The organism is Pseudomonas sp. TMB3-21 (assembly GCF_054898145.1).
Window position 1 is genome coordinate 2,781,299 of sequence record NZ_CM142718.1, and the last position, 16,363, is coordinate 2,797,661.

Annotated in this window: 14 protein-coding genes and 1 pseudogene; 4 read left to right on the forward strand and 11 right to left on the reverse strand. The window is 58.6% G+C overall.

Going from position 1 to position 16,363, the window contains the following annotated elements; all coding sequences use genetic code 11:
* Positions 1-26 precede the first annotated feature (26 nt).
* The 3 genes from ACYZTS_RS12870 to ACYZTS_RS12880 are packed head-to-tail and all read right to left on the reverse strand — an operon-like array spanning position 27 to position 4,713.
* Positions 27-1,838 (reverse strand): DAHL domain-containing protein, encoded by a 1,812-nt coding sequence (locus tag ACYZTS_RS12870; RefSeq protein WP_461996270.1) that lies wholly within the window; start codon positions 1,836-1,838, stop codon positions 27-29.
* Complete coding sequence (locus ACYZTS_RS12875; protein WP_461996428.1) at positions 1,835-2,794, reverse strand: cytochrome-c peroxidase; 960 nt, start codon at positions 2,792-2,794, stop codon at positions 1,835-1,837. The genes ACYZTS_RS12870 and ACYZTS_RS12875 overlap by 4 nt, the downstream gene beginning before the upstream one ends.
* 44 nt (positions 2,795-2,838) lie before the next feature.
* Entirely contained in the window at positions 2,839-4,713 is a 1,875-nt protein-coding gene (locus ACYZTS_RS12880) for a putative bifunctional diguanylate cyclase/phosphodiesterase (RefSeq protein ID WP_028623867.1), read from the reverse strand.
* A gap of 286 nt (positions 4,714-4,999) precedes the next feature.
* On the opposite strand from ACYZTS_RS12880, the gene ACYZTS_RS12885 reads away from it, so the two are divergent.
* Together ACYZTS_RS12885 and ACYZTS_RS12890 are read left to right on the forward strand one after the other, a co-directional pair.
* A complete protein-coding gene (locus ACYZTS_RS12885; RefSeq protein ID WP_028623866.1) occupies positions 5,000-5,638 on the forward strand; it encodes a LysE family translocator in 639 nt (212 codons plus the stop codon).
* 2 nt (positions 5,639-5,640) lie between these two features.
* Positions 5,641-6,138 (forward strand): GNAT family N-acetyltransferase, encoded by a 498-nt coding sequence (locus ACYZTS_RS12890; RefSeq protein ID WP_461996429.1) that lies wholly within the window; start codon positions 5,641-5,643, stop codon positions 6,136-6,138.
* A 55-nt stretch (positions 6,139-6,193) separates the two neighbouring features.
* Here the strand turns inward: ACYZTS_RS12890 and metR are convergent, their stop codons facing one another.
* A complete protein-coding gene (gene metR, locus ACYZTS_RS12895; RefSeq protein ID WP_028623864.1) occupies positions 6,194-7,111 on the reverse strand; it encodes a transcriptional regulator MetR in 918 nt (305 codons plus the stop codon).
* Between the two features lie 144 nt (positions 7,112-7,255).
* Between metR and ACYZTS_RS12900 the strand changes: the two are divergent.
* Both ACYZTS_RS12900 and ACYZTS_RS12905 read left to right on the forward strand, forming a co-directional pair.
* A pseudogene (locus ACYZTS_RS12900) lies at positions 7,256-7,938 on the forward strand (5-methyltetrahydropteroyltriglutamate--homocysteine S-methyltransferase); the annotation flags it as partial.
* A gap of 145 nt (positions 7,939-8,083) precedes the next feature.
* Positions 8,084-9,118 carry an alpha/beta fold hydrolase gene (locus ACYZTS_RS12905; protein ID WP_461996271.1) on the forward strand — a complete coding sequence of 345 codons (1,035 nt, stop codon included), beginning with the start codon at positions 8,084-8,086 and terminating at the stop codon, positions 9,116-9,118.
* A 24-nt stretch (positions 9,119-9,142) separates the two neighbouring features.
* On the opposite strand, the gene ACYZTS_RS12910 is transcribed toward ACYZTS_RS12905, so the two are convergent.
* The 7 genes from ACYZTS_RS12910 to ACYZTS_RS12940 form a co-directional block, all read right to left on the reverse strand.
* On the reverse strand, positions 9,143-9,472 hold the full coding sequence (locus ACYZTS_RS12910) for a GlpM family protein (protein ID WP_461996431.1): 330 nt from the start codon (positions 9,470-9,472) through the stop codon (positions 9,143-9,145).
* A gap of 8 nt (positions 9,473-9,480) precedes the next feature.
* Entirely contained in the window at positions 9,481-10,809 is a 1,329-nt protein-coding gene (aauR, locus tag ACYZTS_RS12915; protein WP_028623860.1) for a two-component response regulator AauR, read from the reverse strand.
* The gene (gene aauS / locus ACYZTS_RS12920) at positions 10,806-12,707 is read right to left on the reverse strand and encodes a two-component sensor histidine kinase AauS (RefSeq protein ID WP_028623859.1); all 1,902 of its coding nucleotides are present in this window, start codon (positions 12,705-12,707) and stop codon (positions 10,806-10,808) included. Before aauS ends, aauR begins: the two co-directional genes overlap by 4 nt.
* A gap of 214 nt (positions 12,708-12,921) precedes the next feature.
* Positions 12,922-13,656, reverse strand: a complete 735-nt coding sequence (locus ACYZTS_RS12925) for an amino acid ABC transporter ATP-binding protein (protein WP_028623858.1) — start codon at positions 13,654-13,656, stop codon at positions 12,922-12,924.
* Positions 13,653-14,324 (reverse strand): amino acid ABC transporter permease, encoded by a 672-nt coding sequence (locus tag ACYZTS_RS12930; RefSeq protein WP_028623857.1) that lies wholly within the window; start codon positions 14,322-14,324, stop codon positions 13,653-13,655. The genes ACYZTS_RS12925 and ACYZTS_RS12930 overlap by 4 nt, the downstream gene beginning before the upstream one ends.
* Complete coding sequence (locus tag ACYZTS_RS12935; protein ID WP_028623856.1) at positions 14,324-15,070, reverse strand: amino acid ABC transporter permease; 747 nt, start codon at positions 15,068-15,070, stop codon at positions 14,324-14,326. The genes ACYZTS_RS12930 and ACYZTS_RS12935 overlap by 1 nt, the downstream gene beginning before the upstream one ends.
* Before the next feature lie 192 nt (positions 15,071-15,262).
* The gene (locus tag ACYZTS_RS12940) at positions 15,263-16,177 is read right to left on the reverse strand and encodes a glutamate/aspartate ABC transporter substrate-binding protein (RefSeq protein ID WP_028623855.1); all 915 of its coding nucleotides are present in this window, start codon (positions 16,175-16,177) and stop codon (positions 15,263-15,265) included.
* Between the last annotated feature and the right edge of the window lie 186 nt (positions 16,178-16,363).

A 16,363-nucleotide genomic window follows, 5' to 3' on the forward strand; every position in this document is an offset into this window, starting at 1 on the left:
TTCAGGAAGCCACTTGATATCCGCAGTCACTCCTCAGTCGGCACCGGCGTCAGGGGAATTTGCAGGGTAAACCTGGCACCCTTGCCCGGTCCGTCGCTGTGGGCGCTGAGTTGCCCATTCATCTCGATCGCGGCCAGGGCGCAGCTGTGCAATCCGAAACCATGGCCTTCTTTGCGGGTGGTGAACCCGTGGGCAAAAATGCGCGTCATGTTCTCCGCAGCGATGCCTTCGCCATCGTCCTTGACGCTGATCTGCAGGGTCGTCTCATCGATGATTCTGACACTCAGCGTCATTTCGCGCGGTCGCTTGTTGAGGTCGGACATCGCGTATTTAGCGTTGCTGATCAGGTTGATCAAAATCAGCAGCAGGCGGTGCTTGTCGCCCATGACCGACGGCACTTCGCTGTAATCTCTGACCACGACGACCTGATGCCGGGTCAGGGCGCCGGCATTCATGCGCAGGGCATCTTCCAGCAATTCGCTGATGTTCAGCGGCTCCATCGGGCTGTTGGCACCAGCGTAGGATTGCTGGGTGGAAACGATGTCCTTGATGTGATCGACGCTTTTACTCAACTGCGCCAGCTCCTCAGCCATGTCGTGCTGCTCCTGAGCAATCGCATCGACCAGTTGATTGAGGTAATTGACCACTAACTTGCCTTTCTCGTCGCGGGTCAGGAAAGTGCCGAGATCATCTGGATGTTCGTTGATCAGTTGCATGGCTTTACCCAGCCCCAAGGCTTTGCTGCCGCGCAGTTTGCGACTGACCTGATCCGCCGAGATGTTCACGCTGTTGAGTACATTGCCGACGTTGTGCAGCACATTCGTCGCGATCTCTGCCATGCCGGCCAGGCGCGCTGTGTCGAGCAGTTCGCTTTGTGTGTCCTGGAGTTCACGCGTGCGTTCTTCGACCCGTACCTCCAGTTCGTCATTGGCGGTTTGCAGGTCGTTGTTGACCCGATGAATCACCGTGAAACTGCGCATCAGGTGAATCGCCAGGTACACCAGCAACAGCACCAGCAGCACCGAAAATAACAGCATGAGGAAGTGGTAGCGCTGGTCGACCGCATCAGCCTGCTGCTGATCCGCATTCAGCAAGTGGGTGATCTCATCCAGGCGTTCAGCCACAGGAATCGCTTCAATACGTTGGAGCAGATCGTTGACCACCGGCTGCTCGCGCAGGATCAGCGCGATGTGGTTGCTGAGAATCTCGATGGGGCTGTGAAACTGCTCGGGCAGGCGCAGCTTGTTCACGGCCAGCTTGTTCAGGCCGACTAAAATGTCGGCGGCTTTTTCGTCGGAAGTGACCTGGGCAAACTCGAGGCTGCTGAGCAGCAGATCGTAAGTATCGGTGGCGAAGTTCTGCAGTTGCAGTTTGTCGCCATCGACGAGTTGAGCGAGTTGCTCTTGAATAGCGTCTTCGGCCGCGGGCAGAAAGGCCAGTGAGTTGCGCAGCAGTGCATTGTGGGATTTGAACTGCTCGACCAGTCGGATTTTTTCCGCGAGTGCATCGCTGTAGCCCGCATGACTGGCGCGCCAGACTGGCGAGACGTTACGGCCGTGATTCGATTTCATGGTGTCGAAGCGTTCCCACAACTCGCTCATCTCGGCCAGCGGTATCACCAGAAGATCGTAATTGGGATCGGTAGCGACCCTGGCTTTGAGAATCTGTAACTCCCAATGCGCGTTCAGCTGTTTGATCCGGCCGATGAGGTCTCGCGACTCTGCGTAGGTGGATGTCTGGTTGGAGTTTGATTTGAGGTACAAGAAAAGCAGGGTCGATGCCAGTAGAACAGCAACGACACTGAGCAGTATCAGGCTGCGCCCGCGGGACATCTTCATAACGGTTTGCCCTCCCACTCACCGGTCAGGGTCTTGAGAAACTTGATGATCAGCGTCTTGTCTTCGGCAGAAGGAATGCGCCCCAGCTGGTACCTGAACATGACCTCTACCGCTTCTTCGAGGGTTTCTGCCGAGCCGTCATGAAAGTACGGCGCGGTCACGGCAACGTTGCGCAGGCTAGGCACCTTGAACACGTTGCGGTCCATGTCGTCCTTGGTGACTTGATAGCGTCCCAGGTCAATCGGGGTGGGATTGCCGCGAGCCTTGAAGTAGTCGCCCATCACGCCGAATTTCTGCAGCATGTTGCCGCCGATGTTCACCCCTTGATGGCAGGCTATGCAGCCGTTGCTTTTGAAACGCTGGTAGCCATATTTTTCCTCCTGGCTGAGGATCCCGGTATCGCCTCGCAGGTACTGGTCGAAACGCGAATTGCTACTGATCAGCGTCCGTTCGTAAGTAGCGAGCGCGTTATTTACGTTGCTTTCAGTCACCCCGTCCGGATACGCCTTCTCGAATGACGCCCGGTAGTTGGCATCGGCGCCCAGCATCTGCACCACGTCCCTCCAGTTGCCGCTCATTTCGCCCGGGCTCTGCACGGCTTCGTGTACCTGGGCGCGCAGCGTCATGCTACGCCCGTCCCAGAAGTGGCTGAAGTTCAGCGCAGCGTTGAAAATGCTGGGGGTGTTCACCGAAACCGGCAGGCCCAGGACGCCCACAGAAAAGGCGACGGTATCAGCCCCGCCTTTGTTCAGTTGATGGCAATTGGCACAAGACAGCGTGCTGTTGGCGGATAGCCGTGGTTCGTTGAACAGCTGGCGCCCCAGTTCGACCTGTAATGGATTGAGCTGCGGTACGGCCGGTAACGGTTTGATCGGTTCGTTGAGCATCCCGGCCTGGGCGTTCAGGCCGAGCCCAGACAGCAGCATCAGAATCAGGCAGAGCAGGGACGGCGATATCATGTGATTCCTTGGTTGAACGCACGCCTGCCGTTGGGCACCGTTCACAGAGGGGCAGAGGAAGCGGTCTTCACCGATTTCAGGTATTGCACGAAGGCATCCGGTTCCACCGGTTTGCTGAAGTAATAACCCTGCACTTCCTCACATTGGCGGGCCTTGAGAAATTCCAGTTGTTCGAGCGTTTCCACACCTTCGGCAATGATGGTCAGGTTGAGGCTGCGGCCCAGGCTGATAATCGCGCTGACCAGCGCCGCGTCATTGCTGTCGCTGCTCAAGCCACGGATGAATGACTGATCGATTTTCAACACATCGATCGGGAAGCGACGCAGGTAACTGAGGCTGGAGTAGCCGGTGCCGAAATCGTCGATGGCCAGGCGAACCCCTAACGCTTTGATCCGGTTCAACGTATTGACCGTGGCTTCGACGTTTTGCATCAGTACGCCTTCGGTAATCTCCAGCTCCAGGCAGGTCGGGTCCATACCGGTTTGCTGGAGGATCTGCTCGATACTTTCAACGAAGTCGCGTTGGCGAAAGTCGATCGCCGAGATGTTTACCGACATGCAGATCTTTGGCAGACCGGCCTTACGCCAGGCACACGTTTGTCGACAGGCCTGGACCAACACCCACCGGCTGAGGGGGACGATCAGGCCGCTGTCTTCGGCAACCCCGATAAAATCCGAAGGGTAGATATAACCCTGCCCCGGTTTCTGCCAGCGGATCAGCGCCTCGGCACCCACCACCTGGCCACTGCTGAGGCCCAGTTTCGGCTGGTAATGCAGGACAAATTCGTTGCGTTCCAGCGCCAGCCTAATGCCGGTTTCGATGCTTTGCTGGTCCCGGGCACGCTGGTTCATTTCTTCGATGAAGAAGCTGAAATCGTTCGGGCCGCTTTCCTTGACGTTGCGCATTGCGGTTTCGGCTTTCTTGATCAGATCGATGGCGTCCACACCATCGTCCGGGTAAATGCTGATGCCCAGGCAAGCAGTGACGCTTAAATCGTGGCCGGCAATGTGCTGCGGACGGCGGATGGACTTGAGCAGCTTTTCGGCAATGCCTTTGGTTTGTTGCGGATGGCGGATGTCAGAGAGGATCAGCACAAACTCGTCCGAGCCGTAACGAAACACCGAATCGGACCCGCGCACGGTCGCCACCAGGTTTTGCCCGACCCGTTTCAGCATTTCATCACCGGCCGGATGACCGAGGGCATTGTTGATGCGCTTGAAACGGTCGAGCCCGAGAAACATCACCGCCAGTTGCTTGTCATGCCGACGCGACAGTGCCAGCGATTGATTCAGGCGGTCGCCAAGCAAGGTGCTGTTGGGCAACTCGGTGAGAACATCGAACTGCAGCAGATGGGAGACCTTGAGCAGCTCGTGAACCCGAGCCTCGATGGTCTGCTCCAGGCTGAGCATCTTGCTGGCCGCGTCCTGAGCCATCTGCCATTTCCAAGTGAGGGCGCTGGCCATCTGGCGGATTTCCAGGCTGTCGAAGGGCTTTTTCAACACCAGCAACTGGTCGCCGAACTCCAGTCGATCGGCCATGGCTTCCCAGCTGTAGTCGGAATACGCCGTGCACAACGCAATTTGCAGGTGCGGATCGACTTTCCACAGCTGTTCGATCGTCTCCAGACCGTCCCAGCCCGGCGGCATGCGCATGTCGGTAAACACCAGCGAATAGGGGCGGCCCTCTGCCAGCGCACGTTTTACCAGCTGCAGGGCTTCTTGGCCCTGATAGGCGGAATCCAGTTCAAAGGTCGGCCGTTGTGGCTGCAAGGTGCCGAACAAAGCTGCTTCGGTGTCTGCCAGAGATTGCTCGCCGTCCGGTACAGGGCCGAGGATTTTGCGAAAATCCTGATGGATGGAGGGCGCGTCGTCGACGATCAGGATGCGCCGATTGGCCCGGGCCAGCGGCCTGCTCATCAACATCTGCCTGCAATGGCAGGGAGTGGGTGTGAAACATTCATACGGGGCATCCTTTCCCTGATCACCTGGCGAAGGGGAGATTGTGGATCCGAGTCAATGGAGCATAGTCGCCCGGCTTCGACTTCGCGTAGCTGACTGAGACGAATCATTTCCGCAGCCTGGAATCTCCTTTCCGTTGCCCCGGTGATGTCACGCTGGCGCCATTGACACAAACCTCATCCTGCCGTTTGATCGAGGTTCGCCAAGCGCGACCATCTACCCATTCATGTCAAAGGGACTCGCCATGATTCCGCTTCAAGATCTGCTGATCTTCGCCGCCGCCGCACTGATCATGGTGCTCACGCCGGGGCCGAACATGATCTATCTGATCTCCCGTTCGATCTGTCAGGGCCGCAGGGCCGGGGTGACCTCGCTGCTGGGCGTGGTCGCGGGTTTTTTTGTGCACATGTTCACGGCAGCCGCCGGTTTGACCGCAGTGTTTCTGGCGGTACCGATGGCCTACGAAGTCCTCAAGTGGGCCGGTGCCTTGTACTTGTTGTGGCTGGCGTGGCAGGCGGTCAGACCGGGCGCCCGTTCGCCGTTTGAAGCCCGGCAATTGCCACCGGACTCCTCGCGAAAACTGATCACCATGGGTTTTCTCACCAGTGCGTTAAACCCGAAGATCGCGGTTTTTTATCTCTCGGTGTTTCCGCAGTTCATCACGCCGGAGCATGGCTCGTTGTTCGCCCAAAGCATTGTGCTGGGGCTGACCCAGATCAGCGTCAGTTTCAGCGTCAACCTGCTGATCGCGCTGTTTGCGGCAGGTATTGCCTCATGGTTCGTCAGTAACCCGACGTGGCTGGCGGTGCAGCGCTATTTGATGGGGTTCGTGCTGGCGGCGCTGGCGGTGCGGCTGATGCTCGAGCAACGCAGGACGGCATGACGATGTGGATCGAGCGATTGGATGTCAGCCATGCGCTGGATTATCGGGCGCTGATGCTCGAAGCCTATGACCTGCATCCCCAGGCGTTTACTTCCAGTGTCCGCGAGCGCGCGGTGACGCCGCTAAGTTGGTGGGAATCGCGCCTCACCGGCAAGCTGGATGTGGTGCTCGGTGCATTCGACGAGGCGGGCCTGGCCGGCATCGTCGGCCTTGCGTTCGAACCTCGAGAAAAAGCCTGGCACAAGGTGACCCTGTTCGGCATGTACGTGTCGGCTAGAGCCCGTCAACGTGGGCTGGGTGCTCAACTGGTGCAGGCAGCATTGGTTGAAGCGAAAAACCATCCCAAGCTGAGGCTGATCCAGTTGACCGTCACGGCCGGCAACGACGCAGCGTTCAAGCTGTACCAGCGCTGCGGTTTTGTTCAGTTCGGACTGGAGCCGATGGCTGTGCGGGTGGGCGAGGATTATTTCGACAAGATCCACATGTGGCGCGAGCTCTGAAACTTCCCCGGTGATCGTTTCGCCAAGTCTCCTCGCCACAGGGAGCGTGGCGTGATCAACGAACTGCACTGACCCCGTCGAGCGTCGAGAACGAGGTGTCCTTCGCTGTCAGCAAAAAATCACGCATGTACGGCGCATCCAGCATGTCCGCGCGAATCCCCGCATACAGCGTCGCAAACAGACCTTTCTCACCCAACCGCTTGGCTTTCACGTAACCCCGTGAGCTGTATTCATGCAGCGCCCAATGCGGCATGCCGCACACGCCGCGTCCGCTGGCGACCAGTTGCATCATCATCACCGTCAGTTCCGAGGTGCGCACCTGCGCCGGTTCGATATCGGCCGGCTCAAGGAAACGAGTGAAGATATCCAGCCGATCGCGCTCCACCGGGTAGGTGATCAGGGTTTCGCTGAGCAGGTCCTCCGGGACGATATAAGCCTTGCTCGCCAAGCGGTGCTGATTGGCCACCGCGAGCATCGCTTCATAGGTGAACAGCGGCACATAAGTGATGCCCGCCAGCTCCAGAGGATCGGACGTCACCACCAAATCCAGATCGCCGCGGGCCAGGGCTGGCAGCGGTGCGAAAGCAAAACCTGACGCCAGGTCAAGTTCGACTTCCGGCCAGGCATCGCGGAACTGGTCGATGGTCGGCATCAACCACTGAAAACAGCTGTGGCATTCGATCGCCATGTGTAGACGCCCTGCGGTGCCGCCCGCCAGCCGCGCAATGTCGCGCTCGGCGCCGCGCAGCAACGGCAGCGTCGCGTCGGCCAGTTGCAGCAGGCGCAAACCGGCGCTGGTGAACCGCACCGGTTTGGTCTTGCGCACGAACAAGGGCATGCCCATGCGCTCTTCAAGTTCCTTGAACTGGTGCGACAGTGCCGATTGTGTCAGGTGCAGGCGATCAGCCGCATCGACCAGGCTGTCGGCTTCGCGCAAGGCATGCAGGGTTTTCAGGTGACGGATTTCAAGCACCGGCGGCTCCATGAGGAAAATTTGTGATCAACACGAAAAGGTTGAGTTTGTCTCATGTTGCTTTAGCTGTCGACAATGGCGCCATGGTTTACTGCATCTTTTATGGAGCGCAATTTCATTATGGTCTTGGCACACACACTTGGTTTCCACCATCAGGTTCCGGACTTCAGCGCTGAACAGTCGTTCAAACCGAGCTGGGAGCAGCTGTTCGATGAAGTCTGTGAAGCCCGGGCACTCGGTCAGGTCAAACCGGTGATCATCGGCCCGCTAACTTACCTTTGGCAGGGCAAGGTCAACCCCGGTGGCAAGGGCGATGGCAAGGACTTCGACAAGCTCGACCTGCTGGAGCGGTTGCTGCCGGCTTACAACGAAATTCTTGTGCGCCTTGCCGGGCAAGGTGTGGAATGGGTCCAGATCGACGAACCGATTCTGACCCTCGACTTGCCGCAGGCCTGGAAGAACGCGTTCGAGCGTGCTTATCACATCCTTCAATACTCGCCGTTGAAAAAACTGGTGGCCACTCACTTAAGTGGTCTGGGAGGCAACCTCGGCCTGGCAGTCAGCCTACCTGTGCAAGGCTTGCACATCGACGCAGTGCGCGCGCCGGATCAACTTGGTCAGGTGCTGGATCGCCTGCCGACTTACAAAATTCTGTCGGTGGGCCTGGTCAGCGCTGCCAACGCCTGGCGCTGCGAACTGGAGCAGGCGCTGGCGCAACTGCAACCGGCGCAGGAACGCTTCGGCGACAACCTGTGGGTCAGCAGTTCCTGTTCGCTGCTGCACAGCCGGCAGACCTCTTTCGCGAACACAATTTCGACCCGGAACTGATCAGGCGGCGCGGCAGTTGCCTAGCCAGCCGCAATACGACCGCTCAGCACTCTTCATCAAACTGTCACGTAACTGTGGCAGCGCGCTTGAACAAAATTCATCAGACTCGCGCTCTACTGGGGTTCTGTGTTTCGGTGTTTTTTCATGCGTGCTTTGTTTTTATCAAGGGCCATATTTTTGGCCGCGTTATTTTTCGGCTTGCCGTCCTTTGCGGCTTCGCGATGTGATGTCGATGTTCCCACCGAGCGGGTCGATCTGGCGCAGGTCAGCCTGGCGTACCAGAGCATCGGCCGTGCGTCGGACCCGGCGCTATTGCTGGTGATGGGCCTGGGCGGGCAGTTGATTCACTGGCCGGACGAGGTGGTGGTCGCCCTCTGTCAGCAAGGCTTTCGGGTGATTCGTTACGACAATCGCGATGTCGGCCTGTCCACTTGGCGGACCTCACCGGTGGACGCCAACCTGACCTTCGAAGTGCTGCGCTACAAACTCGGCTTGCCCGTCGCGGCGCCTTACACGCTGACCGATATGGCCGGTGATGCCTTCGGTTTGATGGACGCGCTGCACGTCGAGCAGTTTCACGTGCTGGGCGCAAGCATGGGCGGCATGATCGCCCAGCACATGGCCGCCATGGCGCCAGAACGGGTCGAGACCCTGACGCTGATCATGACCACCTCCGGTGCCGAAGGGCTGCCGGCGCCGACGGCGGCATTGGTGCAATTGCTCTCGCGCCGCAGTGCACCGAATCGCGAGGTGGCCCTTGAGCAACAGGCGGATTTGCTTGCGGCACTGGGCAGCCCGACGATCAGCGATGACCGACAGGCGTTGCTGGAGCAAGCGGCGCAATCCTATGACCGGGCATTCAACCCTGAGGGCGTAAAGCGCCAGATCATGGCGATTCTTGCGGAGCGGAGCAGGGTGGCGCTGCTCAATCAGTTACGCGTGCCGACCCTTGTCGTGCATGGCACGGCGGACCCTTTGTTACCGGTGATGCATGGCGTTCATCTGGCGGCGCACATCCGGGGCAGTCAGTTGAAATTGATCCCGGGGTTGGCCCATCGCTTTCAGGAGGCGTTCAAAGTGCCACTGCTCGCGGCTGTGTTGCCGTACTTGCAGGCGCACCGCGAAGACACGTCGCATTGGGCGCAAGTCGATCCCGCGCCGATTCCCAACCTGTTGTAGCGTCGCCCTCCACAGCTGATTGATTCAGCCGTGGATTCGCACCCAGACCGAGACCAGCGCCGTGGCCGCCATCAGCCACGCCACGGCCGCTATCGCCAACGAAGCCTCCAGGCGCATCCGGTCAACCATCACGTACAACGTCGCCAGGTAAATGAAATACGGAATGATCGACCACATGCCAAACACGATGGTGGCTTTGAGGTCCTCCAGCGAACGTCCCTTGCCGACAATGTAGTGAGCGATTAACGCAAACGTCGGAAACAACGGCACCAGCCCGGCAATGTAATAGTTTCTGGTTTTGGCCAGTGCGGCGAGGATCAATACCACCCCGGCGCCGAGGAGCGCTTTGAACATCAGGTCCATCAGTGGCTCAACCCGTATTTCTTCACTTTGTCGAATAGCGTGGTTTTGGCCATGCCCAGTTCCTGGCTGGCTTGAGTGAGGTTGCCGCCGCTGCGCTGCAAGGCATCGCTGAGCAGATTGCGCTCAAATGCTTCGACCGCTTCGGCAAACGCAAGGCCTTGATTGCTGCCGCTCGGACCAGTCTTCTTGAAGGCTGGCAGGCCGAGGGCGAAGCGTTCGGCGACGTTGCGCAGTTCGCGCACGTTGCCCGGCCAGTCGTGGCTCATCAGGTTCGACAGGGTCTGGTTGTCCAGCTCCGGCACTGCACGGTCGAAACGCAGCGATGACTGCTGCAGGAAATGTTCGAACAGTTGCAGGATGTCTTCGCGACGTTCACGCAACGGCGGCAGTTCGAGGGTTACCACGTTGAGGCGGTAATACAGGTCACTGCGAAATTCGCCGGCCTTGCTCGATTCATCCAGGTCGGATTTGGTCGCGGCGATTACCCGGCAATCCACGGCGACGCTCTGGTTCGAGCCGAGGCGTTCGAGGGTGCGTTCCTGCAGGACCCGCAGCAATTTGATCTGCAGCGGCAGCGGCATGCTTTCCACTTCATCAAGAAACAGCGTGCCACCGTCAGCGTGTTCGATCTTGCCGATCCGCCGTTTGCCCGCGCCGGTGAAGGCATTGGCCTCGTGCCCGAAAATTTCACTTTCGAAGAGATTCTCTGGCAAACCGCCGCAGTTGAGGGCGACAAACTGTTTGGTGTGGCGCCGACTGAAATCGTGCAGACAACGCGCGACCAGCTCTTTACCAGTGCCGGTCTCGCCTTCGATCAGCACATTGGCCGAGGTGTCGGCGACGTTGGCGATCAGTTCGCGCAGGTTTTGCATGGCCGGCGAGCGGCCAATGATTCGCCCTTCGAGGGAGTCGCGCTCGGCCAGTTGTCGCCGCAGCGACGAGACTTCCCGCGCCAGGCTGCGTTGCTCCAGCGCGCGGCGGGCGACGTCGACCAGGCGTTCCGGGGAGAACGGTTTTTCCATGAAATCGTAGGCGCCTTTTTGCATGGCTCCAACGGCCATGGAAATGTCACCGTGGCCGGTGATCAGCACCACCGGCAGACTGCGGTCGCGGGCCTTGAGACGGGTCAGCAGTTCCAGGCCATCAATGCCCGGCAGGCGAATGTCGCTGATGACGATGCCGGCAAAGTTATCCCCAACGCGTTCGAGCGCTTCTTCGGCACTGCCGACGCCCACGCAGGGAATGTCTTCGAGGGTCAAGGCCTGCTGGCAACCGAGCAGCACATGGGGATCGTCTTCGACGATCAATACACTTAGGTCTTTGTTCATATTGGCTCGGCGGGAGAAAGGCTTACCAACGGTAAACTGAGAACGAAGGTGGTACCGCCGCTGGACGGATGCTCGACACCCAGATGTCCACCCGTGGCAGCGGCGAGGCTGGCGGAAAGTGTCAGGCCGAGGCCCAGACCCTGTTCGCCGGGTTTTGTCGTGAAAAACGGTTCGAACAAATGCTTGCGCGCTTCGGCATCAATGCCATGGCCGTTGTCGCGCACGCGCAGGCGATATTTGTCATCGAGTGTTTCGCCTTCCAGCCATAACGCCGGCGACGGCTGCGCCTGCATGGCATCCAGCGCGTTTCCAATCAGGTTGACCAGAATCTGTTCCAGCCGGGTCTGGTCGATCTGCACCTGGACGTCGGCGAAATCGCGAAGCACTTGCAAGTTCGCGCTTTCAATACGGCTGCCCAGCAATTGCAATGCCGCCTCAACGGCTTTAGCGAGGCTCGCCTGACCTTTGTCATCGCCGCGACGGGCGAAGGAGCGCAGGCTGGCGGTAATCCGGCCCATGCGGTCGATCAATTCGTTGATGGTTTTAAGGTTGGTACTGGCGACGTCCAGCTGACCGCGCTCGAGAAAACGCACGGTGTTGCCGGACAACGTCCGCAGCGCGGCGAGCGGCTGGTTCAGTTCATGCGCGATGCTGGTGGACATTTGACCGATGGCCGCCAGTTTACCGGCCTGCACCAGTTCATCCTGAGCGCGGCGCAAGGTCTCTTCAGCCTGCCGCCGCTCGCGGATCTGGCTCTTGAGCCGATCGTTGCTGGCGCGCAGATCGGTGGTGCGTTCGGTAATCCGACGCTCCAGTTGATTGTTGGCTTCCTGCAAGGCTTCCCGCGCGGCGAGGCGGGTGGCGATGACCTTGCGGCGTTCATTCCAGGCGATCAGCAGGAAGGCCACCAAGGCAAACGCGACCGCCACCAGAATGCCCTGATTGATCGCCTCACGGCGCAAATCCTGCAACGGCGTGAGCAGAGTGAAATTCCATGGGGTGTCGCTCAGCGGGCGGGTTTGCGAGAGGTAGCTGATGTCTTCCGCCTCGGATTCCACCTCACTGTTGGCGGGGAAGGTCAGTTTCTCCACCCCTTCGGCAAGTTTCTCCCGGGCCAGCGGCTGCAATTCGTTCAGTGGAAACCAGTAGTACTGCAGGCTTCGCGCCAGTTTTTCCTTGGTTTCTTCGCTCAGCGGTATGACTGACTTGAGGCGTCGCGCCGGATCGCTGGAGAGAATGATGATGCCGTTTTCGTCACTGACGAAGGCTTCCAGGCGCGCTCGCTGCCAGCGTTCTTCCATGGCTTCGAGGCGCACTTTGACCACGGCCACGCCGATGATTTTGCCTTGTTCCTCGAGGCCGTGGGCCAGGTAGTAACCCGGCTCGCCATTGGTGCTGCCGATGCCATAGAAGCGTCCCGGCTGACCGCGCACGGCGTCCTGAAAATAAGCGCGAAAGGACAGGTCTTCTCCAAGGTAGCTGTCGAAGTCACGCCAGTTGCTGCTGGCCATGACACGACCGGTGGTGTCCATCACGTAGATGGCCCGGCTCCGGCTGCGTCGATTGAGGCCTTCGAGGTATTCATTCACCGTTTGCCGGTTCGCCGCAGAAGGCTCGGCCAACAAGTCGGAAACACTGGATTCGAGTTCCAGCAGGCTGGGCAGGTAAGTGTATTTGCTGATTTCGCTTTCCACGGCGCGGGCGTGCAGTTCGAGCTGTCGCTGGCCGTTTTCGCTGAGGCTGCGAATTCCATAATGTTCGCTGACCCAATAGCCGACATAGCCCAATCCGATCATCAGGGCGATGACCAGCGGCGGCAGGAACAAATGACGGATCAGACGGGGTTTCACGGCGAGTGATGGCGGCGCGGCGCGATAAAGAGTGGGGTCGCATTTCATCACAGATGCCTTGGGTCAACCACAACACTTACTTGGAGCACAACCAGCGGTCCTTGTGGGAGCTGGCCTGTGGCGAGGGGGCTTGCCCCCGTTGGGTGGCGAAGCCGCCCCAAAATTGCAGCAACAGTACAATTTTACGACTGCTGCGCAGCCGAACGGGGGCAAGCCCCCTCGCCACAGAGCCCACTCCCGCATTTGGGGAGCGGTGCCTTTCTTAGTGCTGCAGAATTTTCTCGAGGAAATGCTGCGCACGTTCGGAGCGGGCGCTGATGTCGCCGAAGAATTCCTCTTTCTGGCAGTCTTCGATGATCTTGCCCTGGTCCATGAAAATCACCCGGTCGGCGACTTTGCGAGCGAAGCCCATTTCGTGGGTCACGCACATCATGGTCATGCCTTCGTGGGCCAGTTGCACCATCACGTCGAGCACTTCGTTGACCATTTCCGGATCGAGCGCCGAAGTCGGTTCGTCGAACAGCATGACGATCGGGTCCATCGCCAGCGCACGGGCAATGGCCACACGCTGTTGCTGACCACCGGAGAGCTGACCCGGATGCTTGTGGGCGTGAGCGGAGAGGCCGACGCGTTCGAGCAATTGCATGCCTTTCTTGGTCGCTTCTTCCTTGCTGCGGCCCAGCACCTTGATCTGCGCGATGGTCAGGTTTTCGGTGATGGTCAGGTGCGGGAACAGCTCGAAGTGCTGGAACACCATGCCCACCCGGGAGCGCAGTTTCGGCAGATCGGTCTTCGGGTCGGCGATGGATGTGCCATCAACCACCACGTCGCCTTTCTGGAACGGTTCCAGAGCGTTGACGCATTTGATCAGGGTGGATTTGCCGGAACCCGAAGGCCCGCACACCACAATCACCTCGCCTTTTTTGACCTCGGTGCTGCAATCAGTCAGTACCTGGAAGTCCCCATACCACTTGTTGACGTTCTTGATAGAGATCATACGGCGAACCTTTTTTGCAGACGCTTGACCAGCTGCGAGGCGGCAAAGCTGATGATGAAGTACACGAGACCTGCGAAGATCAGGAACTCATTGGAGCGGCCGATGATGTCGCCACTGGCCCGCGAAGCATTGAGGAAGTCCACCAGGCCGACCGCGTATACCAGCGAGGTGTCCTGAAACAGGATGATGCTCTGCTGCAGCAACAGTGGGGTCATCTTGCGGAATGCCTGCGGCAGAATGATCAGACGCATCACCTGGCTGTAATTCATCCCCAGCGCCTGGGCTGCACCCATCTGGCCTTTGGGAATGGATTGCACACCGGCGCGGACGATTTCGCAGAAGTACGCGGCTTCGAACATCATGAACGCCACGATGCACGAAGCGAACGCGCCGATCGGGGTGTCTTCGCCGGTGATCCAGCGCAGCACGAACGGCACCGCCAGGTAGAACCAGGTGATCACCAGCAGCAGCGGAATCGAGCGGAAATAGTTGACGTAGGCGCCCGCGATGTTCGACAGCAGCTTGCTGTGGGACAGACGCATCAGGGCCAGGATCGTACCGAGGATGATCCCGCCGACCACGCCCAACACCATCAGTTGAAGGGTCATGACCATGCCGTTCCACAAACCCGGCAGGGAAGGGATGATGCCCGAGAAGTCGAATTCCATCATTTACCCCCTACGGAGATCAGGCCCGGTACGGCGACTTTCTTCTCGACCATGCGCATTAGCAACATCAGGCTCATGTTCAGGGTGAAGTAGATCAGGGTCGCCAGGGTAAAGGCTTCAAAGAGGTTGGCGGAGAACTCGGCAGTCTGTTTGGTCTGCGCGAGCAGTTCCATCAGGCCGATCAGCGACGCAACCGAAGAGTTCTTGAACACGTTCAGAAATTCAGAGGTAAGCGGCGGAATAATGATCCGGTAAGCCTGGGGCAGCAGCACGTTCGAGTAGATCTGTGGCAGTTTGAAACCCATCGCGCGAGCGGCGAATTCCTGACCACGAGGCAGCGCCTGGATCCCCGTTCGCACTTGCTCGCAGACGCGGGCAGCGGTGAACAGACCGAGGCAGACGACCACGCTCAGGTAAGCGGATGTGGTCGGATTGAGGTCTTGCTTGTACCAGTCCTGCAGGTTTTGCGGCAGCAGGTCGGGTACCAGGAAGTACCAGACAAACAGTTGAACCAGCAAGGGTACGTTACGAAACAGTTCGACGTAGCAGGTTGCGATGCCTGCCACGAAGCGGTTAGGCACAGTGCGCATGACGCCCAGAATCGAGCCCAGCAGGAGGGCAATGATCCAGGCCACAATGGCGATGGCAATGGTCCAGCCCAAACCGGAAATGTACCAGTCGAGATACGTCTCGCTGCCCACGCCGGTGGACCTGAAGAACACGCTCCAGTCCCAGTTGTAATTCATCAGGGGTCTCCCCTCGGATACGATCGATGTACAAGTGCCCGCCTGGGGAATTCCGTTCCCGTCCGACCTTATGGTCAGACACACACGAGCGGCTCGACAGCGACCGGTTCGAGTGTTTCCAAAAATACCAGCAGGGAGTGACAAACCCCTGAAAGGGCAGCTGCCCTCTCAGGAGACAAGATTAGTCAGTAATCAGGATTTCTTGTCGTCAGCCGCTTTGTCGGTCGGATTGGCGATCAGGGCCTTGAGCTCGTCGCTCATCGGGAAGTTCAGGTTCAAGTTTTTTGGCGGGATCGGTTGCATGAACCATTTTTCGTAGATCTTGTTGATGTCGCCAGACTTGTAGGTGGCAACGATCGCGTCATCTACAGCTTTCTTGAACGGTGCGTCACCCTTGCGGACCATGCAGCCATAGATTTCGTATGACTGCGGATCGCCGGTCACTTCCCAGTCAGCGGCCTTCTTCGCCTTGGCCGCTTCGCCTGCCAGCAGTGCGTCGTCCATCATGAACGCGACGGCACGGCCCGATTCCAGCATCTGGAAGGACTCGCCGTGGTCTTTGGCAGAAATGACGTTCATGCCCATCTGCTTGTCAGCGTTCATCGACTTGAGGATGCGCTCGGAGGTAGTGCCCGCCGTGGTCACGACGTTCTTGCCTTTCAAGTCAGCGAAGTTTTTGTACTGGGAGTCTTTCTTCGACAGCAGGCGGGTGCCGATTTCGAAGATGCCAACGGAGAAGTCGACTTGTTGCTGACGTTCGACGTTGTTGGTGGTGGAGCCGCACTCAAGGTCCACGGTGCCGTTCTGCACCAGCGGGATGCGGGTCTGCGAAGTCACCAGGTTGTATTTGACCTGCAGATTAGGGATGTCCAGGTCTTTCTTGATGGCTTCGACAATTTTCAGCTGAATATCGTGGGAGTAGCCAACCGGCTTGCCGGAAGCGTCCGCGATGTAGGAAAAAGGAATGGAGGCGTCACGGTGCCCGAGGGTGATAGTGCCGGACTCTTTGATCTTCTTCAGTGTGCCGGTGAGTTCGGCAGCGAAAACTGGAGTGGTAATCAGAGCGGCAGCAATGGCTGCGCCCAGGATATGGGGAACGATGCGCATCAAATTTTCCTCGACATTGTTTTTTTTATGGAGCCAGTTCATCGGCCCTTTTGTGCTTCGATTGTCTGCCGGCTCCCGGGAGGATGCACGACAGGCCTTCGCTAAAGAGTGTAGAGCATGACTCGTGCCAGGCCAGGCTGAACACGTCAAGGGATTGATTTTTATGGAAATTAAATATTTAAGATA